The following is a 19,934-nucleotide window of genomic DNA, read 5'->3' on the forward strand; positions in this document are numbered from 1 at the left end:
TCGCGGCGGGCCGGGGCGATCACGGATACCTCACCGCGTCTCCCCACACATCGGTTGATTCATGGATATCGCGACCCACGTTTTCTCGGCGCTCTATCAATTCGGCGACGCTTTTGCGTTCCTGGTGCTCTCGGCCTGCGGGCTCGCGGTGATCTTCGGCATGATGGGCGTGATCAATCTCGCCCATGGCGAGTTCATCATGTGCGGCGCCTATGTCACCGCGGCGACCGTGCATGCCGGCCTGCCGTTACCGCTGGGCATTTTGGCCGGGACGATCGTATCCGCGCTTGTCGGCGTCGTGGTCGAGCTCGCGGTCATCCGCCATCTCTATGACCGCCCACTGGATACGATCGTCGCCACCTGGGGGCTCAGCCTGATCGCAACGCAGGGCACGCTGATCATGGTCGGCTCGACCATGGCCGGTGTCGGCACGCCCTTCGGCAGCTTTCAGGTCGGCGACTACTCCTATTCGATCTACCGCATCGTCCTGTTCTGCGCCGCGCTCGGCGTGCTCGCTGCGCTCTACGCGCTGTTCAACTGGACGCGCTTCGGTGTGCTGGCGCGCGCCACCATCCAGGTGCCGCACATGGCGGCGGCTCTCGGCGTCGATACGCGCTTGATCTACAGCCTCACCTTCGCCTGCGGCGCCGGGCTCGCCGGCCTCGCCGGCGGGCTCTACGCGCCGACCATGACGCTGGTGCCGACGATGGGGGCGACCTTTATCATGGAGGCCTTCGTGACCGTGGTGATCGGCGGCGCCGACGTCTTCCTCGGCACGGCGCCGGCCGGTGGGGTCCTTGCGGTGGTGAAATCGGTAATGACGTCCTGGCAGGGGCAGCTGTTCGGCCAGATCGGCCTTTTGGTTGCCGTCATCATTGTTGTCCGGGTTCTGCCGAAGGGCATCTCCGGCTTCGTGCTGCGCGAGCGCACCTGACGGAGTGATGGCGTCGTGACCGGTTTCCTCTCGCTGTTTCGCCGTCTCGAAGGCCCGCAGACCGTCGGCCGCGGTCCGGGCTTCTGGAGTCTGTTCGCGCTCGTGCTCGCCGTCGCGCTGGCCTATCCGCTGTTCAGCGACGGGTACACCGTCGGCAACACGGTGTACTTCTTCGTCTGGGTCTTCATCGCGCTCAGCCTCTGCGTGATCTGGGGCTATGGCGGCTCGCTCTCCTTCGGACAGACCGCGTTCTTCGGGATCGCGGGCTATGGCTATGGCGTGCTGACGATCAATTTCGGCTCCGCTTACGGCTTCACGCTGCTGGCGCTGGTGATTGCGGTGGCGATTGCAGCGCTGGTCGCGGTGCTGCTCGGCTATTTTATGTTCTTCGGCCGCATCGCCGGCGTCTTCCTCGGCATCGTCACGCTCGCGGTGACGCTGATGCTGGAGCGCTTTATGGCGCAGACTGCTGGGCCGGAATGGCACATCGGCAGTGCACGGCTCAACGGCTTTAACGGTATGAGTGCGATGCCGCCGCTCACCATCCCGTGGCCGGGTGAGCCGATCGTGCTGTTCGCCGATGTCGGCCTCTACTACCTCGTGCTCGGCCTTCTGGTCTTTGTTTATCTGGCCTTGCGCATTCTGATGAACTCGTCGTTCGGCAACATCATCGTCGCGATCCGCGAGAACCCAGAAAGGGCCGAGATGCTGGGCTATGACGTGCGCAAGTACCAGCTCATCACCTTCGTCATCGGCGCCGCGCTCGCAGGACTCTCCGGCGTGCTCTACACGGTGTGGGGACAGTACATCACGCCGTCCAGCATGGGCATGACCGCGGCGGCGCTGCCGCTGATCTGGGTCGCGGTCGGCGGCCGCAGCGATCTGACGTCCACGGTGATCGGCACGCTGGTGGTGCTGGCCGCGTTCCAGGCGCTGACGATCTACGGCAGCCAGTACGCGCTGGTCTTCATGGGCGTGCTGCTGGTGCTCACGGTCCTGATCGCGCCCAACGGTCTCGTGCTCGGGGTGATGAACTGGCTCGGCCGCATCGCCACCCGCCTCACGCAGAGGGCCGGCTGATGTCGCTGCTCGAGCTGCGCAAGCTGAACAAGCATTTCGGTGGCCTGCACGTGACCAATTCCGTGGATCTCACGCTGCGGGCGGGCGAGATCCATTGCCTGATCGGCCCCAACGGCGCCGGCAAGAGTACACTGTTCCGCCTGATCCTCGGCGAGCATCATCCCGGCAGCGGCGACATTCTCTTCGCCGGAGAGAATATCACCGCGCTGAAATCCTTCGCACGGATTCACCGGGGCCTCTCGGTCAAGTTCCAGGTGCCCGGCGTCTTCAAGGGCTTGTCGGTCCGTCAGAATCTCGAAATCGCCCTTCAGAGTCGGCACCGCGGGGCAGAGCTCGACGCGGAGATCGGCCGGCTGCTGGCCTTCCTTGGCCTCGAATCCGAGCAGACGCAGACCGCAGGCAATCTCAGCCATGGCCAGAAACAATGGCTCGAGATCGGCATGGCGATCAGCCTGAAGCCGCGCCTCCTGCTGCTGGACGAGCCCACCGCCGGCATGTCGCCGGAGGAAACCCACATGACCGGCGAGATGGTGCAGCGTCTCAATGCCGACGGCATGACGGTGCTGGCGATCGAGCACGACATGGCCTTCGTGCGCCAGGTCGCGCACCGCGTCACCGTGCTGCATCTCGGCCAGGTCTTCGCGCAGGGCTCCATCGACGAGATCGTGGCCGACGAGCGCGTGGCGGCGATCTATCTGGGGCAGGCCCATGCTTGATACGCCGCGCAAGGAAGTGATCCTTTCGACTCTTGGTTTGCGCGCCGGCTATGGTGGCAAGCCGGTGCTCCAGGGCCTCGAGATCGAGGTGCGGGAAGGCGAGATCGTCGCCGTGATCGGACGCAACGGCGTCGGCAAGTCGACGCTGATGAAGAGCCTGATCGGGCTCGTGCCGGCGATGGGCGGCTCGATCGTCTATCGCGGCGAGGCGGTGGAATCGCTGCCCGCGCACAAGCGGGCGCGTCTCGGCATGGGCTATGTACCGCAAGGGCGCGACGTGTTTCCGCGCCTGACCGTCGGCGAGAACGTCGCTGTTGGCGCTGCGATCAAGGGCGGCGGCATTCCCGAAGCCGGCCGGCGCAAGATCGTCGAGGCCTTTCCGATCCTCGAAGAGCGCTGGCATCAGCGCGCCGGCACCATGTCCGGCGGCCAGCAGCAGCAGCTTGCGATTGGCCGCGTGCTGATCGCCGATCCCAATCTGATTTTGCTCGACGAGCCCTCGGAGGGCATCCAGCCCAACATCGTCCAGGACATCGCGCGCAACATGGTCGAGCTCAATCGCAGGACCGGCGTGACCATCATCCTGGTCGAGCAGAATCTCGACATGATCCGCGCCATGGCGCAGCGCTGCTACGTCATGGACAAGGGCCGCATCGTCGCAAACCTCGATCGCACGGCGCTCGACGACGCAGCCGAGATGCGCCGTCATCTCGCGGTTTGAAGATTGACGCCAACGACAGAAGGAGAAAAGCAAATGTCCTGGCAGAAAGACTCCATCATGGCCCGCAAGGGCGTCGCCAAAGGCGAGCGCGGCACAATGTACACCATCACCGAGAGCGAGCAGGGCAAGTACCACTATGTCTACGGCCCCTATGTGAAGCCGGTGCTGACCGTCGATCCCGGCGCCGTCGTCTCCGCAGAGACCCATGACGCGTTCGAGGGCGCCATCAAGAAGGAGACCGACAGCCCGTCGAAGATCCTCAACTTCCCGTTCCTCAATCCGCAGAACGGGCCGATCCACGTCAACGGCGCCGAGAAGGGCGACACGCTGGCGGTCTACATCGAGAGTATCGTGCCGCGAGGGCCGCAGCCGCGTGGGACCACGGTGATCATGCCGGAATTCGGTGGCCTGGTCAGTACGGGCAACACGGCGCTGCTCAACCCGGCGCTGCCGGAGCGGGTCAAGAAGCTCGAGATCGACGCCAAGACCGGCACCAAATGGAACGACAGGATCACGCTCCCCTATGAGCCCTTCATCGGCACCATCGGCACCTCGCCGGAGATCGAGGCGATCTCCTCGCTGGTCCCCGACTATTACGGCGGCAACATGGATCTGCCCGATATCGGCGTCGGCGCCGTCATCTACCTGCCGGTCAACACCAAGGGCGCGCTGCTCTATCTCGGCGATTGTCATGCCGCGCAAGGCGATGGCGAGCTCTGCGGCGTCGCCATCGAGCATCCGACCGTTACCACGGTGCAGGTCGACCTCATCAAGAACTGGACCATCGCTTGGCCGCGGCTGGAAACGAAGGACTTCATCATGACCATCGGTTCGGCCAGGCCGATGGAGGATGCGGCCCGCATCGCTTATCGCGAGCTGTGCCGCTGGATGGCGGCCGATTACGGTTTCGACGAGATCGATGCCTACATGCTGCTGACCCAGGCTGGCCGTGTCAGGCTCGGCAACATGGTCGATCCCAAATACACGTTGGGCGCCTCCATCAAGAAGTCCTATCTCGCTTGAGGCCGATCGGAATGTCTACCCTTCACAAGGTCGCCGCCGTCCAGTTCGAGCCGACCATGTTCGAGCAGGCGCGCAACATCGCGCGCCTGCTCGAGCTCTGCGAGCGGGCGGCGTTGGCGGGCGCAAAGCTCATCGTCACGCCGGAGATGGGAACGACGGGCTATTGCTGGTTCGACCGGGCCGAGGTCGCACCGTTCGTCGAGACCATCCCGGGACCGACAACAAATCGTTTCGCAGCGCTGGCGCGCAAACATGGCTGCTACATCGTGGTCGGCATGCCCGAGGTCGACGAGGACAACATCTATTTCAATGCGGCCGTCCTGATCGGGCCTGACGGCATCGTCGGCCGTCACCGCAAGACGCATCCCTATATCTCCGAGCCGAAATGGGCGGCGGCGGGCGATCTGCATAACCAGGTGTTCGAGACGCCGATCGGGCGCATCGCGCTGCTGATTTGCATGGATATTCACTTCGTGGAGACGGCGCGGCTGATGGCGCTCGGCGGCGCCGACGTCATCTGCCACATCTCGAACTGGTTGGCGGAGCGCACGCCGGCGCCTTACTGGATCAGCCGCGCCTTTGAGAACGGCTGCTACGTCATCGAAAGCAACCGATGGGGAATCGAACGCACCGTACAGTTCAGCGGCGGCAGCTGCGTGATCGCGCCGGACGGGCAGGTGATCGCCGTGCTTGACAAGGGCGACGGCGTGCTGCTCTCGGAGATCGATCTCGATGCCGCGCGGGCGCGCCGCGTGCTCGGCGAAGCCGTTTTCGCGCAGCGCCGGCCCGAGCTCTATCCGGAGCTCTTGACCGACACATTCAGCTGGAACCCGTGCGATTTCTTCGGTCTCTATGGTCATGAGCCGTGGCCGGCCGGAAAGACATCGCAGGTCAGTGTCGCGCAATTTTCACCTCGCGATGACATCGACCAGAATCTCACGGAGATCGCGGCATTCGCGCGCAAGGCCAGCGCGGAAGGCGCGGATCTCGTCGTGTTCCCGGAGCTCGCGGTGACCGGTCTCGGCAATCCCGCAAGAACGGCGCAGCCAATACCTGGCCCGGCGACCGATTGCCTTGCGGAACTCGCCGAGGAGCTGGGTCTCTATCTCGTCTGCGGCCTTGCGGAGCGCGCCGGCGACACGCTCTACAACAGCGCCTGCCTTGTCGCGCCGGATGGGGACATCTCGGTCTATCGCAAGACGCATCTCACCGCTGACGAGCGAAGCTGGGCGACGGCCGGAGAAGGCTGGACCGTCGTCGACACCTCGGTCGGCCGCATCGGGCTGTTGATCGGTCACGACGCCTCGTTTCCGGAGGCGGGCCGGGTGCTCGCGCTACGCGGTTGCGATCTCATCGCCTGTCCTGCCGCGATCAAGGGACGCTTCAGTTCGTCGCATGCCGGCACGGAGGTCGAACAGCCGAAGCCGATCCCGACCGGCCCGGATCCGCATCACTGGCATCATCTCCGCGTTCGCGCGGGCGAAAACAATCTGTTCGTCGCCTTCGCCAATGTCGTCGATCCCAAGCGTGGCTATCCCGGGCTGAGCGGCGTATTCGGGCCTGACACGTTCGCGTTTCCGCGACGGGAGGCGATCGCGGCCGGAGGCACAGGGCTTGCAACCGCTTTGGTCGACACCACCAATCTCGACAGCGTCTATCCGACCAATGTGGTGCGCCGAAAGGATCTGGTGTCGATGCGCATGCCGCACAGCTATCGCGGATTGGTCAAAGTGGCTGCGAAGAACTACTGAACCAAGAAAAGGAAGCCGACCATGGATTTGGGACTTAAGGGCGCCAAGGTTCTCGTCACCGGAAGCACCAAGGGAATCGGCCGCGCGATCGCCGAGACATTTGCCGCCGAGGGCGCCGATGTCGGTGTGTGCTCGCGCAATCTGGCCGAGGTCGAAAGCACGGTCGCTGCGCTCAAGGCCAAGGGCGTTGCAGCCTATGGCGGTGCGGTGGACGTCGCGGACGCAGCCGTCCTGAACGCCTGGGTTGGCGATATGGCGGCAAAGCTTGGCGGCGTCGATGTCGTCGTCGCCAATGTCAGCGCGCTCGCGATCGGACAGGATGACGAAAGCTGGCAGAAGGAGTTCTCGACCGACATGATGGGCACGGTGCGGCTGGTGAATGCAGCCATGCCGTATCTGGAGAAGAGCAAGGCCGGCGCGATCGTCACCATCTCCAGCGTCTCCGGTCGCGAGGTCGACTTCGCCGCCGGTCCCTACGGCACCTTCAAGGCAGCGATCGTCCATTACACGCAAGGGCTCGCTAATCAGCTCGCGGGAAAGGGCATCCGCGCCAATTCGGTCTCGCCGGGCAATACCTATTTCGAGGGGGGCGTCTGGAACATGATTAAGGACAACAACCCCGAGCTCTACAAGACCGCGCTGGCGCTCAATCCGACGGGACGGATGGGCACGCCGCAGGAGATGGCCAACGCGGTGGTATTTCTCGCGAGCCGCGCGGCGAGCTTCATCACCGGGACGAACCTCGTCGTCGACGGTGCCTTGACGCGCGGCGTGCAGTTCTAGCCTGGCGAGGGCGCAATCAGGGCATGCGGGATTAGGACGCAGTGGACGCCCTTGTTGCCGTCGACCATCTGCGTAACCTGAGGTCGGCACGCAATCGTGCGGAGCGCATATGCATGCTGCGTGCTGAGGCCGCTCCTCTCGCGAATAATCCGAAGATGTGATTTTCGCTTCCAATTCATGCACTCGTCTAGGGCCATGTATGCGCGCATTAGCGTGGCTCCGCTGATCCAACTGAGAGCTCTTGGAGCGCGATTGGCAGCGCTTGCGCTGCCAATCGTACAATCTCGAACGCCCATAGGATTGCCTGCGAACTCATACCCCTGACTGGGCACCGAGGTCCGTGTCCCGAATTTCGTCGGCGCCTTGGCGATGCAGGTCAGGTTGCTTGAACTTGTCGCGGCAGCCGGCCGGTCACTTGGCAAATTCGATGGATAGTTTGTTGCCAGCAAAGGCGATACACGCTGCTTCGGCATCTTGATGAGTTTGGCGCAAAATTCTGTCGTAGCGACAACAATTTGGCGGCCATCGATGCGGTGTCCGTGCGAACTAGATCAAGAGTGGCCTGTCTCTTGCTGTGGGTATGATGGTTTGTGATAGACGTCATACCGTAAGGCTCGGGTAGATGGAGCAATTGACGAGGTTGTCTTTGCGCGCGGTTGAGCCGGGCACGCTCCTGCTGTTCGGCGGGCTCGTCGCGGCCAATGTCGCGGCCTGGGCATGGGCCTTCGCCGTGTTCGCAGACCGGCCCGCTGTCATGGCGACCGCGCTGCTCGCCTGGGTGTTCGGCCTGCGCCACGCCGTGGACGCCGACCATATCGCGGCCATCGACAACGTCGTGCGCAAGCTGATGCATGCCGGCGGCGCGCCGCGGACCGCGGGCCTCTATTTTGCGCTCGGCCATTCCACCGTGGTCGTGATCGCGACGGTGCTGCTCGCCGTGAGCGCGGTGAGTCTTGGCGGCGACAGCCTGCTCAAGAGCATCGGCAGGCTGATCGGCACGTCGGTCTCCGCGATCTTCCTGCTGCTGATCGCGGTGCTCAACCTCATCATCTTCGTCAGCCTGTGGCGCACCATGCGCGCGCTGCGCGACAGCGGCGTCCACGACGCCGAGAAGATCGACACGCTGCTGGCCGGCCGTGGCTTCCTCGCGCATCTGCTCGCGCCGATGTTCCGCATGGTGGCGAAGTCCTGGCATATGTATCCGCTGGGCTTCCTGTTCGGGCTCGGTTTTGACACCGCGACCGAGATCGGCCTGCTCGGCATCTCCGCCACCGAAGCCGCGCGCGGCCTGTCGCTGTCGCATGTGCTGGTATTTCCAGCGCTGTTCGCCGCCGGCATGGCCCTGGTCGACACCGCGGATTCCGCGCTCATGGTCAGCGCCTATCGCTGGGCCCTTGTCGATCCCATGCGAAAGCTCTGGTACAACCTCACGATCACCGGCGCCTCCATCGCGGTCGCGCTGTTCATCGGCGGTGTCGAGGCGCTTGGCCTGATCGGCGAGCGGTTCGGGCTGCCCGGCGGGCTCTGGACGCTGGTCGATCATCTCAACGACTCCCTTGCCAGTTTCGGCTTTGCGGTGATCGCGCTGTTCGCGGTCGCCTGGCTTGTATCCTTCCTGCTGTATCGCGCTGCGTCCAGGGGCGAGGGCTGGTCGTGCGCCTTCGTCCGCGCCGAGCCCGAAATGTTGGAGTGCGCGGATGCGGTCGAGGTGGCCTAGGGCTGCCGCACTCGGCCGGCAGTGTGGCAGGGTTTCGGCGCTAAGCGCCTGCGTCCTCTTGATCGATGGCGCGCGCAGCTTTGCGCATGACGGCGATCACACCAACTTGCCGCCGGTCCAAGTGACTCCTGACGACACCCCGCGGCAGAAGCAACACTCATCGACGCGCCGCCCCAAACGAAACGCCGCGCCCACGAGCCGCATCGTGGTCCATCCGGTCGTGACATCAGTCGCATCGGACGGCCGCGGCACGGCCTCCGGCCCGGCCGTCGCGCCGAGCATGGCGAGCCAGTTGACGGTGTCGGGTGAGGCGTTGAACGCGCGACCGGTGGCGCGCCCCGGCGAGGTGCTCGAAGCCGTGCCGGGGCTGATCGTGACCCAGCACTCCGGCGAGGGCAAAGCCAACCAGTATTTTCTGCGCGGCTACAATCTCGACCACGGCACCGACCTCGCCATCTATGTCGATGACGTCCCGGTCAACATGCGGACCCACGCGCATGGCCAAGGCTATGCCGATCTCAACTGGCTGATCCCGGAAACCATCGGTGCGATGGATGTTCGCAAGGGGCCGTATTTCGCCGACGAGGGCGATTTCGCATCCGTCGGCAGCGTCCATATCGGCCTGATCGACCGCACCGAAAAGGGCCTTGCGCAGGTGACGGCCGGCGGCTTCGGTTATCGCCGGCTGCTCGGCATGGACTCCGCCAAGGCCGGCGACGGCTCGCTGCTAGTTGCCGGCGAAGTCGGCACCTACAATGGTCCTTGGGACAATCCGGACAATGTCCGCAAGCTGAACGGGCTCATGCGCTACAGCCAGGGCACCGCGACTGACGGCGTGTCCGTCACCGGCATGGCCTATGTCAACAGATGGAATTCGACCGACCAGGTGCCGCAGCGCGCGCTTGCGGCCGGCCTGCTCGGCCGGTTCGGCTCGGAGGATCCCACCGACGGCGGCAACACCAATCGCTTCGCGCTGTCGGCGCGCGTCGCGCAGAGCGACGATGCGGGGTCGTGGAAGGCCAATGCCTATGTCGTGAAGAGCCAGCTCGATCTCTTCAACAACTTCACTTATTTCCTTAGCGATCCCGTGCTCGGCGACCAGTTCCACCAGCACGACGACCGCGTGATGGCCGGTGCCAACGTGGCGCGCACGCTGAGCGGCTCGTTTGCGGGTCTGCCGATGCAGACCACCTTCGGCCTGCAGTCGCGCTACGACGCGATCGACCTGGCGCTCACCGGCACCTTCCAGCGCAACTTCCTTGCCAATGTCCGCAGCGACAGGGTCGGCGAGGGCAGTGTCGGCGTCTATGCCGAGAACACGGTGCGCTGGACCGACTGGTTCAGGACCACGCTCGGCTGGCGCGGCGATTATTACGCCGCCAACGTCACCTCGCTGTTCAACTCCAATAATTCCGGCCGCGCCGATGCCGTGCTCGGCAGCCCGAAATTCAGGATGGCGCTCGGCCCCTTCAACCGGACTGAATTCTTCTTCGGTGCCGGCTACGGCCTGCACTCGAACGACGCCCGCGGTGCCACGACGACGGAAGATCCGGGCGATCCCGCGACAAGAGTCTCCCCGTCGCCACTGCTGGTGCGCACAAGGGGCGCAGAGATTGGCGTCCGCAGCAGGTTCATTCCCGGTCTCGACAGCTCGTTCAGCGTCTTCATCCTCGACCAGGATTCCGAGATCCTGTTCTTGGGCGACGCCGGCGACACCGAGGCGAGGCGCGCCAGCCGCCGCTATGGTTTCGAATGGACCAACCATTACCGCCCGCGATCCTGGATCGACATCGACGCCGATCTGGCGATGACCCATGCACGCTTTCGCGGCTATGACGGCGACCAGGCTGCGGTCTATGCCTCGCTGGCCGGCTATCCGGAGGCGCAAGCAGGCAATGCGCCCGGCCGTTACATTCCGAACGCGCCGCCCATGGTGGCATCGGCCGGCATCACACTCGGCGAGAAGACGGGCTGGTTCGGGACGTTGCGCTGGCGCTATCTCGCCGCCAGCCCGCTGACGGAGGACAACGCGTTCCGCTCGTCTGCCACCAGCATCTTCAACGGACGCCTCGGCTACCGTGCCGACAATGGCTGGCGTATCCAGCTCGACGTGCTCAATCTGTTCGATACGAGAGCCAACCAGATCACTTATGTCTATGGCTCCTTGCTGAAGACCGATACGCTCTACACTCTCTGTACGTCAGGCGCAGCGCCCATGGCCGTGTGCCGGAGCGGCGTGATGGACTATTTGCTGCATCCGGTCGAGCCGCTGACGTTTCGCGTCACTGTGGCCGGGACGTTCTAGAAGAGGCACGCCGTGCAACCAGGAGCCGAGGACTTGTCGATGAACAACGGTCCGGATCTCGCCGACTTTACGCTGCATCCGCAGCGCGACGCGGTGCTGAGCGAGGTGCACGCCCGCCCGTTCACGCGGCTGACCGCCCCGCTCGGCGTGCTGCGCTTTGCATTTCTCAGCCAGGGCGATGTCGCCGCCGGCGATCGGCAAAGCTTCGCGGCGTTTTGTGCGGCGCAAGGGCTACCCACACCGGAGGTCTCGGCCAAGCACCATCAGGTGACCATCGGCGCAATCATGCTGCGCTGGGAGCAGCATTCCGAATTCACGACGTTCACTTGGATCTGGAGCCGCGCGAGCTCCGCGCAGCCGTTCGGTGCCATGGACAAGGAGCTTGCCGCCTTGATCCGCGCGCTGCCGCAGGCCGGACAATTGCTGGTCGCGCTCAAGCTGGAGGTCGAGCAGACGTCGGCCGCGGTCGAGCGCGCCGAGCAGCTGTTCGAGAGGGGCAGCCTTGCCATGGCCACTGTGCGCAGTGGTCCTGCCGTCGTCGCCTCCGACTTCCGCGCGGACGAGCAGGGTTTTGTGCGTATCCTGGTCTGCAACGACGGCCTGTCGCCGGGCCGTCTGGGCGCGCTGGTGCAGCGCGTGCTGGAGATCGAGACTTATCGAACGCTGGCTCTGCTCGGCCTGCCGGCCGCGCTCGAGCTGGCGCCGTCGGTCGATCATATCGGGCGCCGGCTGGTCGATGTGCTCGAGGAGATGCAGGGCTCGGCGGATCTCAAGCTCAACAACCACCTCTTGACCGAACTGACGGCGCTTGCCGCCACGCTCGAGCGCGGCGCGGCCGGTAGCCTGTTCCGGTTCGGAGCCAGCCGGGCCTATTACGACATCGTGCAGGCGCGCCTTGCGGTGATCGAGGGCGGCGAGATCGCGGGCTATCCGACCTGGTCGTCGTTTCTTGCCCGCCGGATGGCGCCGGCGATGCGGACCTGTGCTGCGCTGGGGGATCGCCAGGCCGATTTGTCGATCAAGCTCGCGCGCGCCGCCGATCTCCTGCGCACCCGTGTCGACGTCGAGCTCGAGGAGCAGAACCGCGACCTCTTGCGTTCGATGAACGAGCGCACCAAGCTGCAACTGCGCCTGCAAAGCACCGTCGAGGGCCTGTCGGTGGCGGCGATCGGCTATTACGTCGTCAGCCTGTTCGGCTATCTTGCCAAGGGCGCGCATGACGGCGGCCTGCATGTCGAGCCGTCGCTGGCGACCGCCTTGTTCGTGCCGGTGGCGGTCGGCTTGGTCTGGATCGTCACGCACCGGATCCGCCAGCGGCATCTGAAGCACGACGGGGGCACGTCGGGCGGACATGATTGAGTTCCCTCAAGCCGGGGCCTTGCTGTTGTGCTAGGAGCGGCCGATGCTCGGGGGCTTTGGGATTGGGGCCTTCAGGAGGAGCCATGAGCCGATCGGATGGGATGACCAACGTGCTTTGGCTGCAGGGCGCAAGCTGCGGCGGCTGCACCATGTCGATCCTGGAAAGCGGCGCCTCCGGCTGGTTCGACGAACTCAGGCAGTTCGGCATCAACCTCTTGTGGCATCCCTCGGTCAGCGAGGAGACCGGCGAGGAAGCGGTCGAGGTGCTGCAATCGGTGCTGGACGGCGACGTGCCGCTCGACCTGCTGCTGCTCGAAGGCTCCGTCGCGCGCGGCCCGAACGACAGCGGCCGCTTCAACATGCTGGCGGGTACCGGCCGCTCGGTCTATCGCTGGATGCTCGATCTCGCGCCGCGGGCGGACTATGTGGTCGCGGTCGGAAGCTGCGCCGCCTATGGCGGCGTGCCGGCGGCGGGCATCAACCCGACCGACGCGGTCGGCCTGCAATTCGAGGGCACCGAGTCCGGCGGTGCGCTCGGTGCCGGCTTCCGCTCCCGGCTTGGCCTGCCGGTGATCAACATCGCCGGCTGCGCGCCGCATCCGGGCTGGATGATGGAAACCATTTTGGCACTGACGGCCAAGGACCTGTCCGCGACCGATCTCGATGGCTACGGGCGGCCGAAATTCATCGCCAACCATCTCGCCCATCATGGCTGCTCGCGCAACGAGTTCTATGAGTTCAAGGCCAGCGCCGAGACGATGTCCGAGCGCGGCTGTCTGATGGAGCATCTCGGCTGCAAGGCGACGCAGGCGGTCGGCGACTGCAATCAGCGTTCATGGAACGGCGGCGGCTCCTGCACCAAGGGCGGCTATGCCTGCATCGCCTGTACCTCGCCGGGCTTCGAGGGCGCGCAGAATTTCCTGGAGACCGCCAAGCTTGCCGGCATCCCCGTCGGCCTGCCGACCGACATGCCGAAAGCCTGGTTCGTGGCGCTCGCCGCCTTGTCGAAATCTGCAACGCCGCGGCGCGTGCGGCTGAACGCGACCGCCGATCACGTGGTCGTGCCGCCCGGCCGCCCGACGGGCAAGCGCACCCCATGACCCGGATCACGATCGGTCCGTTCAACCGCGTCGAGGGCGATCTCGAGGTGCGGCTCGATGTCGAGGGCGGTCGCGTCGCGCGGGCCGAGGTCACAGCGCCGCTCTATCGCGGCTTCGAGCAGATCCTGGAAGGGCGTCCGCCGCTTGATGCGCTGGCGCTGGCGCCGCGAATCTGCGGCATCTGCTCGGTCTCGCAATCGGTGGCGGCAGCAGTCGCGCTTCGCCACGCCATGGCGATCGATGCGGCGCCGAACGGGCTGCTTGCCACCAACATCGCGCACGCGGCCGAGAATGCCGCAGATCACCTCACGCATTTCTACATCTTCTTCATGCCGGACTTCGCCCGCGAGGCCTATGCCGCGCACCCCTGGCACGAGGCGACCCGTGAACGTTTTGCGGCGACGCGCGGCAGTGCCTCGCGCGATGCCTTGCCGGCGCGGGCGCGGCTGCTCGAGACCATGGGCATCATTGCCGGCAAATGGCCGCACAGCCTGGCGTTCCAGCCCGGCGGCACGACGCGGGCGATCGATCTCGGCGAGCGCGTGCGGCTATTCTCGATCGCTGCAGCCTTTCGCTCGTTCCTGGAGCGCATTGTCTTCGCGGACACGCTGGACAACGTGCTGGCGATCTCGACCGCCGAAGAGCTTGATCGCTGGCGGGACGGCCGCGGCGGTGATTTCTCGCACTTCCTCCGGCTCGCGGACGTGCTGTCCCTGAGCGAGCTCGGCAAGGGCCCGGGACTGCTGATGAGCTATGGCGCCTATCATGGCGCCGAGGGCGAGCTGTTTCCGCGTGGCCTGTTCGGGCCACGCGCCATGATCGAGCCGCTGCCGCTGGCGCAGATCACCGAGGACGTCTCGCACGCCTGGATGCGAGATTCATCCGCTGATCCCGCGCACAGCACCACTGTGCCGGACCCGGACAAGGCGAGCGCCTATAGCTGGTGCAAGGCGCCGCGGCTGTCCGGCCAGCCGATCGAGGTCGGCGCGATCGCGCGCCAGACGGTGGCCGGGCAGCCGTTGATCAACGACCTCGTCGGGGCCGGCGGCACCAACGTCCGCAACCGCGTGATCGCGCGACTGATCGAGCTCGCGCGCATCGCGCTCGCGATGGAGCAATGGACCCGCGCGTTGAAGCTGTCGGAGCCCTTTTGCAATCCCTCGCAGGCGATGCCTGACGGCCCTTACGTCGGACTGGTGGAGGCCGCGCGCGGCAGTCTCGGGCACTGGATGGCAGTGCGTGACGGAAAGATCGAGCGCTACCAGATCATCGCACCCACCACCTGGAATTTCTCGCCGCGCGATTCGTTCGACATCGGCGGTCCCCTGGAGCAGGCGTTGGTCGGCACCGATGTCGGCGACGCCGGACCGCGTGCCGTCGCGATCCAGCATATCGTCCGCTCGTTCGATCCCTGCATGGTGTGCACCGCGCACTAAAGCATGATCCGGAAAAGTGCGAAGCGGTTTTCCGGAAAGATCATGCGTAGACGACAACCCGAAGCGCGATGACGATCCATCCGAATCTCATCGCGCTTTAGGAAAGATATTTCCGGCGAGATGCCGGAAACTTCGTTGCCGCCTGCAAATCGAGTTGTTTCCGCTTCTCGTCGTTTCAGCGCTTTTGCGTATCGCCTGTGCGCGGAATTTGAATCCCAACATTCTGGAATCGTTTCACTTTTGAATCACTCCAGGCTGTTGGCCTGCTTCTTGCTGTCCTTCGGCATCGAAAAGTCAAAGCCGAAGACGGGAGGATTCATGGGCGCGGCGACGGAGACGTTTTACAGCGTGATCAGGCGGCAGGGGATCACGCGTCGAAGCTTTCACAAATTCTGCAGCCTGACCGCGACGAGCCTCGGGCTCGGTCCGCTGGCGGCGAGCCGCATTGCGAATGCGCTCGAGACCAGGCCGCGCGTGCCCGTCATCTGGATGCACGGCCTCGAATGCACCTGCTGCTCGGAGAGCTTCATTCGCTCCGCGCATCCGCTGGTGAAAGATGCCGTGCTGTCGATGATCTCGCTCGACTATGACGACACCATCATGGCCGCCGCCGGTCACCAGGCCGAGGCGATTCTCGAAGAGACTCGCGCCAAGTACAAGGGACAATACGTTCTCGCGGTCGAAGGCAATCCGCCGCTGAACGAGGGCGGCATGTTCTGCATCGACGGCGGCAAGCCGTTCGTCGAGAAGCTGAAGGTGATGGCCGAGGACGCCATGGCGATCATCGCCTGGGGCGCCTGCGCCTCCTGGGGCTGCGTGCAGGCGGCCAAGCCCAATCCGACCCAGGCCACCCCGATCGACAAGGTCATCACCAACAAGCCGATCATCAAGGTGCCGGGCTGTCCGCCGATCGCGGAAGTCATGACCGGCGTCGTCACCTTCATCACCACCTTCGGCAAATTGCCCGAGCTCGACCGCCAGGGCCGGCCGAAGATGTTCTACTCGCAGCGCATCCACGACAAGTGCTACCGACGCCCGCATTTCGACGCCGGCCAGTTCGTCGAGGAGTGGGACGACGAGGCCGCGCGCAAGGGCTATTGCCTCTACAAGATGGGCTGCAAGGGCCCGACCACCTACAACGCCTGCTCGACGGTGCGCTGGAACGGCGGCGTGTCCTTCCCGATCCAGTCGGGCCATGGCTGCATCGGCTGCTCTGAGGACGGCTTCTGGGACAAGGGCTCGTTCTACGACCGCCTCACCAACATCAAGCAGTTCGGTATCGAGAAGAACGCCGACCAGATCGGCATGGCGGCGGCCGGCGCCGTCGGAGCCGCGGTCGCGGCGCATGCGGCGGTGACGGCGGTGAAGCGGCTCGCCAGCAAGCGCGAAGACGCCAAGCAAGATCATTAATCGATTTCAGGAAGCGCAAACGATGGGCATCCAGACACCTAACGGGTTCAAGCTCGACAATTCCGGCAAGCGCGTGGTCGTCGATCCGCTCACCCGGATCGAAGGTCACCTGCGTGTCGAGGTCAATGTCGACTCCGACAACGTCATCCGCAACGCGGTCTCCACCGGCACGATGTGGCGCGGTATCGAGACCATCCTGAAGGGCCGCGATCCGCGCGACGCCTGGGCGTTCACCGAGCGGATCTGCGGTGTCTGCACGGGAACCCACGCGCTCACCTCGGTGCGTGCGGTCGAGAACGCGCTCTCCATCACCATTCCGGACAACGCCAACTCGATCCGCAACATCATGCAGCTCTGCCTGCAGGTGCACGATCACCTCGTGCACTTCTACCACCTGCATGCGCTGGACTGGGTCGACATCGTCTCGGCGCTCAAGGCCGATCCGAAGGCGACTTCGGTGCTGGCGCAGTCGATCTCGTCCTGGCCCTTGTCCTCGCCCGGCTATTTCAAGGACCTGCAGATCCGGCTCACCAAATTCGTCGAGTCCGGCCAGCTCGGTCCGTTCAAGAACGGCTATTGGGGCCATGCCGCCTACAAGCTGCCGCCCGAAGCCAATTTGATGGCGGTCGCGCATTATCTCGAGGCGCTCGATTTCCAGAAGGAGATCGTGAAGGTCCACACCATCTACGGCGGCAAGAACCCGCATCCGAACTGGCTGGTCGGCGGCGTGCCCTGCGCCATCAACATCGACGGCACCGGTGCGGTCGGCGCCATCAACATGGAGCGGCTCAACCTCGTCTCCTCGATCATCGATCGCTGCATCGAATTCACCGAGAAGGTGTACTTGCCCGATGTCGTCGCGATCGGCTCGTTCTACAAGGACTGGCTCTATGGCGGCGGCCTGTCCGGCAAGAGCGTGATGTCCTACGGCGACATCCCCGAGACGGCCAACGACTACTCGGCGAAGAGCCTGAAGCTTCCGCGCGGCGTGATCCTCAACGGCAATCTCAACGAGGTGCTGCCGATCGATCACGGCGATCCCGAGCAGATCCAGGAGTTCGTCACGCACTCCTGGTACAAATACCCCGACGAGTCCAAGGGACTGCATCCCTGGGACGGCGTCACCGAGCCGAACTACGTGCTCGGCCCCAACGCCAAGGGCACCAAGACCGACATCAAGGAGCTCGACGAGGGCGGCAAGTACTCCTGGATCAAGGCGCCGCGCTGGCGCGGCAACGCCGTCGAGGTCGGGCCGCTCGCGCGCTACATCATCGGCTACGCCCAGAACAAGCCCGAGTTCAAGGAGCCGACCGAGAAGCTGCTCAAGACGCTCGGCCTGCCAGTGTCCGCCCTGTTCTCCACGCTCGGGCGCACCGCCGCGCGCGCGCTGGAATGCGAATGGGCCGCGCACCAGATGCGCTACTTCCAGGACAAGCTGGTGGCGCGCATCAAGGCCGGCGACAGCTCCACCGCCAATGTCGAGAAGTGGAAGCCCGAGAGCTGGCCGAAGGAAGCCAAGGGCTATGGCTTCACCGAGGCGCCGCGCGGCGCGCTCGCGCACTGGATCAAGATCAAGGAGACCAAGATCGACAACTACCAGTGCGTGGTGCCGACCACATGGAACGGCTCGCCGCGGGATCCCAAGGGCAATATCGGCGCCTTCGAGGCCTCGCTGATGGATACGCCGATGGCGAATCCGGAGCAGCCGCTCGAGATCCTGCGCACCATCCACTCCTTCGATCCGTGCCTGGCTTGCTCGACCCATGTGATGAGCCCGGACGGCCAGGAGATGGCGACCGTCAAGGTCAGATAGGGAGGGGACACCATGATGGATGCAGTTGCTCCGACCTCCGAAGCCAAGCCGGACCTCACGGCGATTGCCGCCGACGCCGCCGGAGAACAGGCGGTGGGCCGGCCCACCGTCTACGTCTACGAGGCGCCGGTGCGGATCTGCCATTGGGTGAATGCGGTCTCGATTCTGGTCCTGATGGTGACCGGTTATCTGATCGGCACGCCGTTGCCGACGGTCGCCGGCGAGGCTTCCGACAACTTCGTGATGGGCTATATCCGCTTTGCCCATTTCGCGGCGGGACAGGTGCTGGCGGTGTTCTTCCTTGCCCGCATCCTGTGGGCCTTCGTCGGCAACCACCATTCGCGGCAGATCTTCTACATTCCCGTGCATCGCAAGCAGTTCTGGAAGGAGGTCCTACACGAGATCCGGTGGTACGCGTTCCTGGAGCGCGAGCCGAAGATGTATGTCGGCCACAATCCGCTGGCGCAGACCGCGATGTTCACGGGCTTCACCCTGTTCGTGGCCTTCATGATCATCACCGGCTTTGCGCTGTACTCGGAGGGCACCGGGATCGACAGCTGGCAGCACAAGCTGTTCGGCTGGGTGTTCGCGATCTGGCCGAACAGCCAGGACGTGCACACCTGGCATCATCTCGGCATGTGGGCGCTGGTGATGTTCGTATCGGTGCACATCTACGCCGCGATTCGCGAAGACATCATGTCGCGCCAGAGCATCATCTCCTCGATGGTCTCCGGCGAGCGGCAGTTCCGCGACTGAAAAGAGAAGTGAGACCGATGCCGACATCCTCACTAGACAACCGTATCCTGGTGCTCGGCATCGGCAACATCCTGTGGGCCGACGAAGGTTTTGGCGTGCGCGCGGTGGAGGAATTCCACCGCCGCTACGTCGTGCCCCCCAATGTCACCATTCTCGATGGCGGCACGCAGGGGCTTTACCTCGTCAACTATCTCGAGGAGGCCGATTGCCTGATCGTGTTCGACGCCATCGATTACGGGCTCGAGCCGGGACGGTTGAAGCTCGTGCGCGATGACGAGGTGCCGCGCTTCACCGGCGCGAAGAAGATGAGCCTGCACCAGACCGGTTTCCAGGAGGTGATCTCCGCGGCCGACCTGCTCGGCCGCTGCCCGGAGCATCTGGCACTGATCGGCTGCCAGCCGCTCGACCTGGAGGACTGGGGCGGGCCGCTGACGCAGCCGGTGCGCGATCAGATCGCGCCGGCGATCGCGCTCGCCTGCGAGGTGCTGGCCGGGTGGGGCGTCGCGGTGACCCTGCGCAACGAGCCGTTGCCGGCCTCGGAGCGCCTGCTCGCCAACGACATCGACCATCTCAGCTACGAGATGCGGCCGGCCTGACCGCTTTCGGAGAAGATCGCGATGTGCCTCGGCCTGCCGATGACGATTGTCGAGACGGATGGTGTCTCTGCCCTGTGCGAATTCCGCGGCGAGCAGCGTCGCGTCTCCATGCTGCTGCTGTCCAGTCCTCCGGTCGGCGCCAAAGTGCTGGTCTATATCGACACCGCGATCCGGTTGCTCGATGACGCCGAGGCGCGCCTGATCGCGGATGCGATCGAAGGCCTCGGCGCGGCACTCAACGGCGAGGATTGCGACCGCTTCTTCGCCGACCTCATCGACCGCGAGCCGCAGCTCCCCGAGCACCTTCGGCTCGACTAGGCGCTGCCGACCCCTCGCATCAAGCGCCGCGACAGCAGGGCGCGAACCGGGCTTGCGGGAGCCGCAACGCGGCTGGAAGGTGGCTTTCTATCTGTAAGGATAGCTCTCAGACGATA

17 protein-coding genes are annotated in these 19,934 nt (G+C 64.8%); all 17 read left to right on the plus strand.

The features are described from left to right. Positions 1-61: 61 nt before the first annotated feature. The 17 genes from JQ592_RS26510 (at position 62) to JQ592_RS26590 (ending at position 19,818) form a co-directional block, all read left to right on the plus strand. On the plus strand, positions 62-934 hold the full coding sequence (locus JQ592_RS26510; RefSeq protein WP_211405717.1) for an ABC transporter permease subunit: 873 nt from the start codon (positions 62-64) through the stop codon (positions 932-934). Between the two features lie 15 nt (positions 935-949). Continuing rightward, positions 950-2,014: a branched-chain amino acid ABC transporter permease gene (locus JQ592_RS26515; protein WP_211405718.1), complete on the plus strand. Its 1,065-nt coding sequence runs from the start codon at positions 950-952 to the stop codon at positions 2,012-2,014. After that, a complete protein-coding gene (locus tag JQ592_RS26520; RefSeq protein ID WP_211405719.1) occupies positions 2,014-2,730 on the plus strand; it encodes an ABC transporter ATP-binding protein in 717 nt (238 codons plus the stop codon). Before JQ592_RS26515 ends, JQ592_RS26520 begins: the two co-directional genes overlap by 1 nt. After that, a complete protein-coding gene (locus tag JQ592_RS26525; protein ID WP_211405720.1) occupies positions 2,723-3,451 on the plus strand; it encodes an ABC transporter ATP-binding protein in 729 nt (242 codons plus the stop codon). The genes JQ592_RS26520 and JQ592_RS26525 overlap by 8 nt, the downstream gene beginning before the upstream one ends. Before the next feature lie 33 nt (positions 3,452-3,484). After that, positions 3,485-4,474 (plus strand): acetamidase/formamidase family protein, encoded by a 990-nt coding sequence (locus JQ592_RS26530; protein WP_211405721.1) that lies wholly within the window; start codon positions 3,485-3,487, stop codon positions 4,472-4,474. Between the two features lie 11 nt (positions 4,475-4,485). Continuing rightward, a complete protein-coding gene (locus JQ592_RS26535; RefSeq protein WP_211405722.1) occupies positions 4,486-6,225 on the plus strand; it encodes a nitrilase-related carbon-nitrogen hydrolase in 1,740 nt (579 codons plus the stop codon). Positions 6,226-6,246: 21 nt separating this feature from the next. Next, on the plus strand, positions 6,247-7,008 hold the full coding sequence (locus JQ592_RS26540; RefSeq protein WP_211405723.1) for an SDR family NAD(P)-dependent oxidoreductase: 762 nt from the start codon (positions 6,247-6,249) through the stop codon (positions 7,006-7,008). A 622-nt stretch (positions 7,009-7,630) separates the two neighbouring features. Continuing rightward, positions 7,631-8,725 (plus strand): HoxN/HupN/NixA family nickel/cobalt transporter, encoded by a 1,095-nt coding sequence (locus JQ592_RS26545; protein WP_211405724.1) that lies wholly within the window; start codon positions 7,631-7,633, stop codon positions 8,723-8,725. Between the two features lie 280 nt (positions 8,726-9,005). Beyond that, entirely contained in the window at positions 9,006-11,030 is a 2,025-nt protein-coding gene (locus tag JQ592_RS26550; protein WP_433996437.1) for a TonB-dependent receptor, read from the plus strand. A 39-nt stretch (positions 11,031-11,069) separates the two neighbouring features. Beyond that, positions 11,070-12,389, plus strand: a complete 1,320-nt coding sequence (locus JQ592_RS26555; RefSeq protein WP_211405726.1) for a DUF3422 family protein — start codon at positions 11,070-11,072, stop codon at positions 12,387-12,389. Between the two features lie 83 nt (positions 12,390-12,472). Next, a complete protein-coding gene (locus JQ592_RS26560) occupies positions 12,473-13,489 on the plus strand; it encodes a HupU protein (RefSeq protein WP_211405727.1) in 1,017 nt (338 codons plus the stop codon). Next, positions 13,486-14,925 carry a nickel-dependent hydrogenase large subunit gene (locus JQ592_RS26565; protein WP_211405728.1) on the plus strand — a complete coding sequence of 480 codons (1,440 nt, stop codon included), beginning with the start codon at positions 13,486-13,488 and terminating at the stop codon, positions 14,923-14,925. The genes JQ592_RS26560 and JQ592_RS26565 overlap by 4 nt, the downstream gene beginning before the upstream one ends. A 318-nt stretch (positions 14,926-15,243) precedes the next feature. Continuing rightward, positions 15,244-16,335 (plus strand): hydrogenase small subunit, encoded by a 1,092-nt coding sequence (locus JQ592_RS26570; protein ID WP_211405729.1) that lies wholly within the window; start codon positions 15,244-15,246, stop codon positions 16,333-16,335. Positions 16,336-16,357: 22 nt separating this feature from the next. Then, the gene (locus tag JQ592_RS26575) at positions 16,358-18,148 is read left to right on the plus strand and encodes a nickel-dependent hydrogenase large subunit (protein WP_211405730.1); all 1,791 of its coding nucleotides are present in this window, start codon (positions 16,358-16,360) and stop codon (positions 18,146-18,148) included. Positions 18,149-18,160: 12 nt separating this feature from the next. Then, positions 18,161-18,904, plus strand: a complete 744-nt coding sequence (gene cybH / locus JQ592_RS26580) for a Ni/Fe-hydrogenase, b-type cytochrome subunit (protein WP_211405731.1) — start codon at positions 18,161-18,163, stop codon at positions 18,902-18,904. Positions 18,905-18,921: 17 nt separating this feature from the next. Further along, positions 18,922-19,500: a HyaD/HybD family hydrogenase maturation endopeptidase gene (locus JQ592_RS26585; RefSeq protein WP_211405732.1), complete on the plus strand. Its 579-nt coding sequence runs from the start codon at positions 18,922-18,924 to the stop codon at positions 19,498-19,500. 21 nt (positions 19,501-19,521) lie between these two features. Next, positions 19,522-19,818, plus strand: coding sequence for a HypC/HybG/HupF family hydrogenase formation chaperone (locus tag JQ592_RS26590; protein ID WP_211405733.1), 297 nt, complete (start codon positions 19,522-19,524; stop codon positions 19,816-19,818). The last annotated feature ends 116 nt before the right edge of the window (positions 19,819-19,934 follow it).

It is taken from the genome of Bradyrhizobium iriomotense, assembly GCF_018129405.1.
Taxonomy (GTDB): domain Bacteria; phylum Pseudomonadota; class Alphaproteobacteria; order Rhizobiales; family Xanthobacteraceae; genus Bradyrhizobium; species Bradyrhizobium iriomotense_B.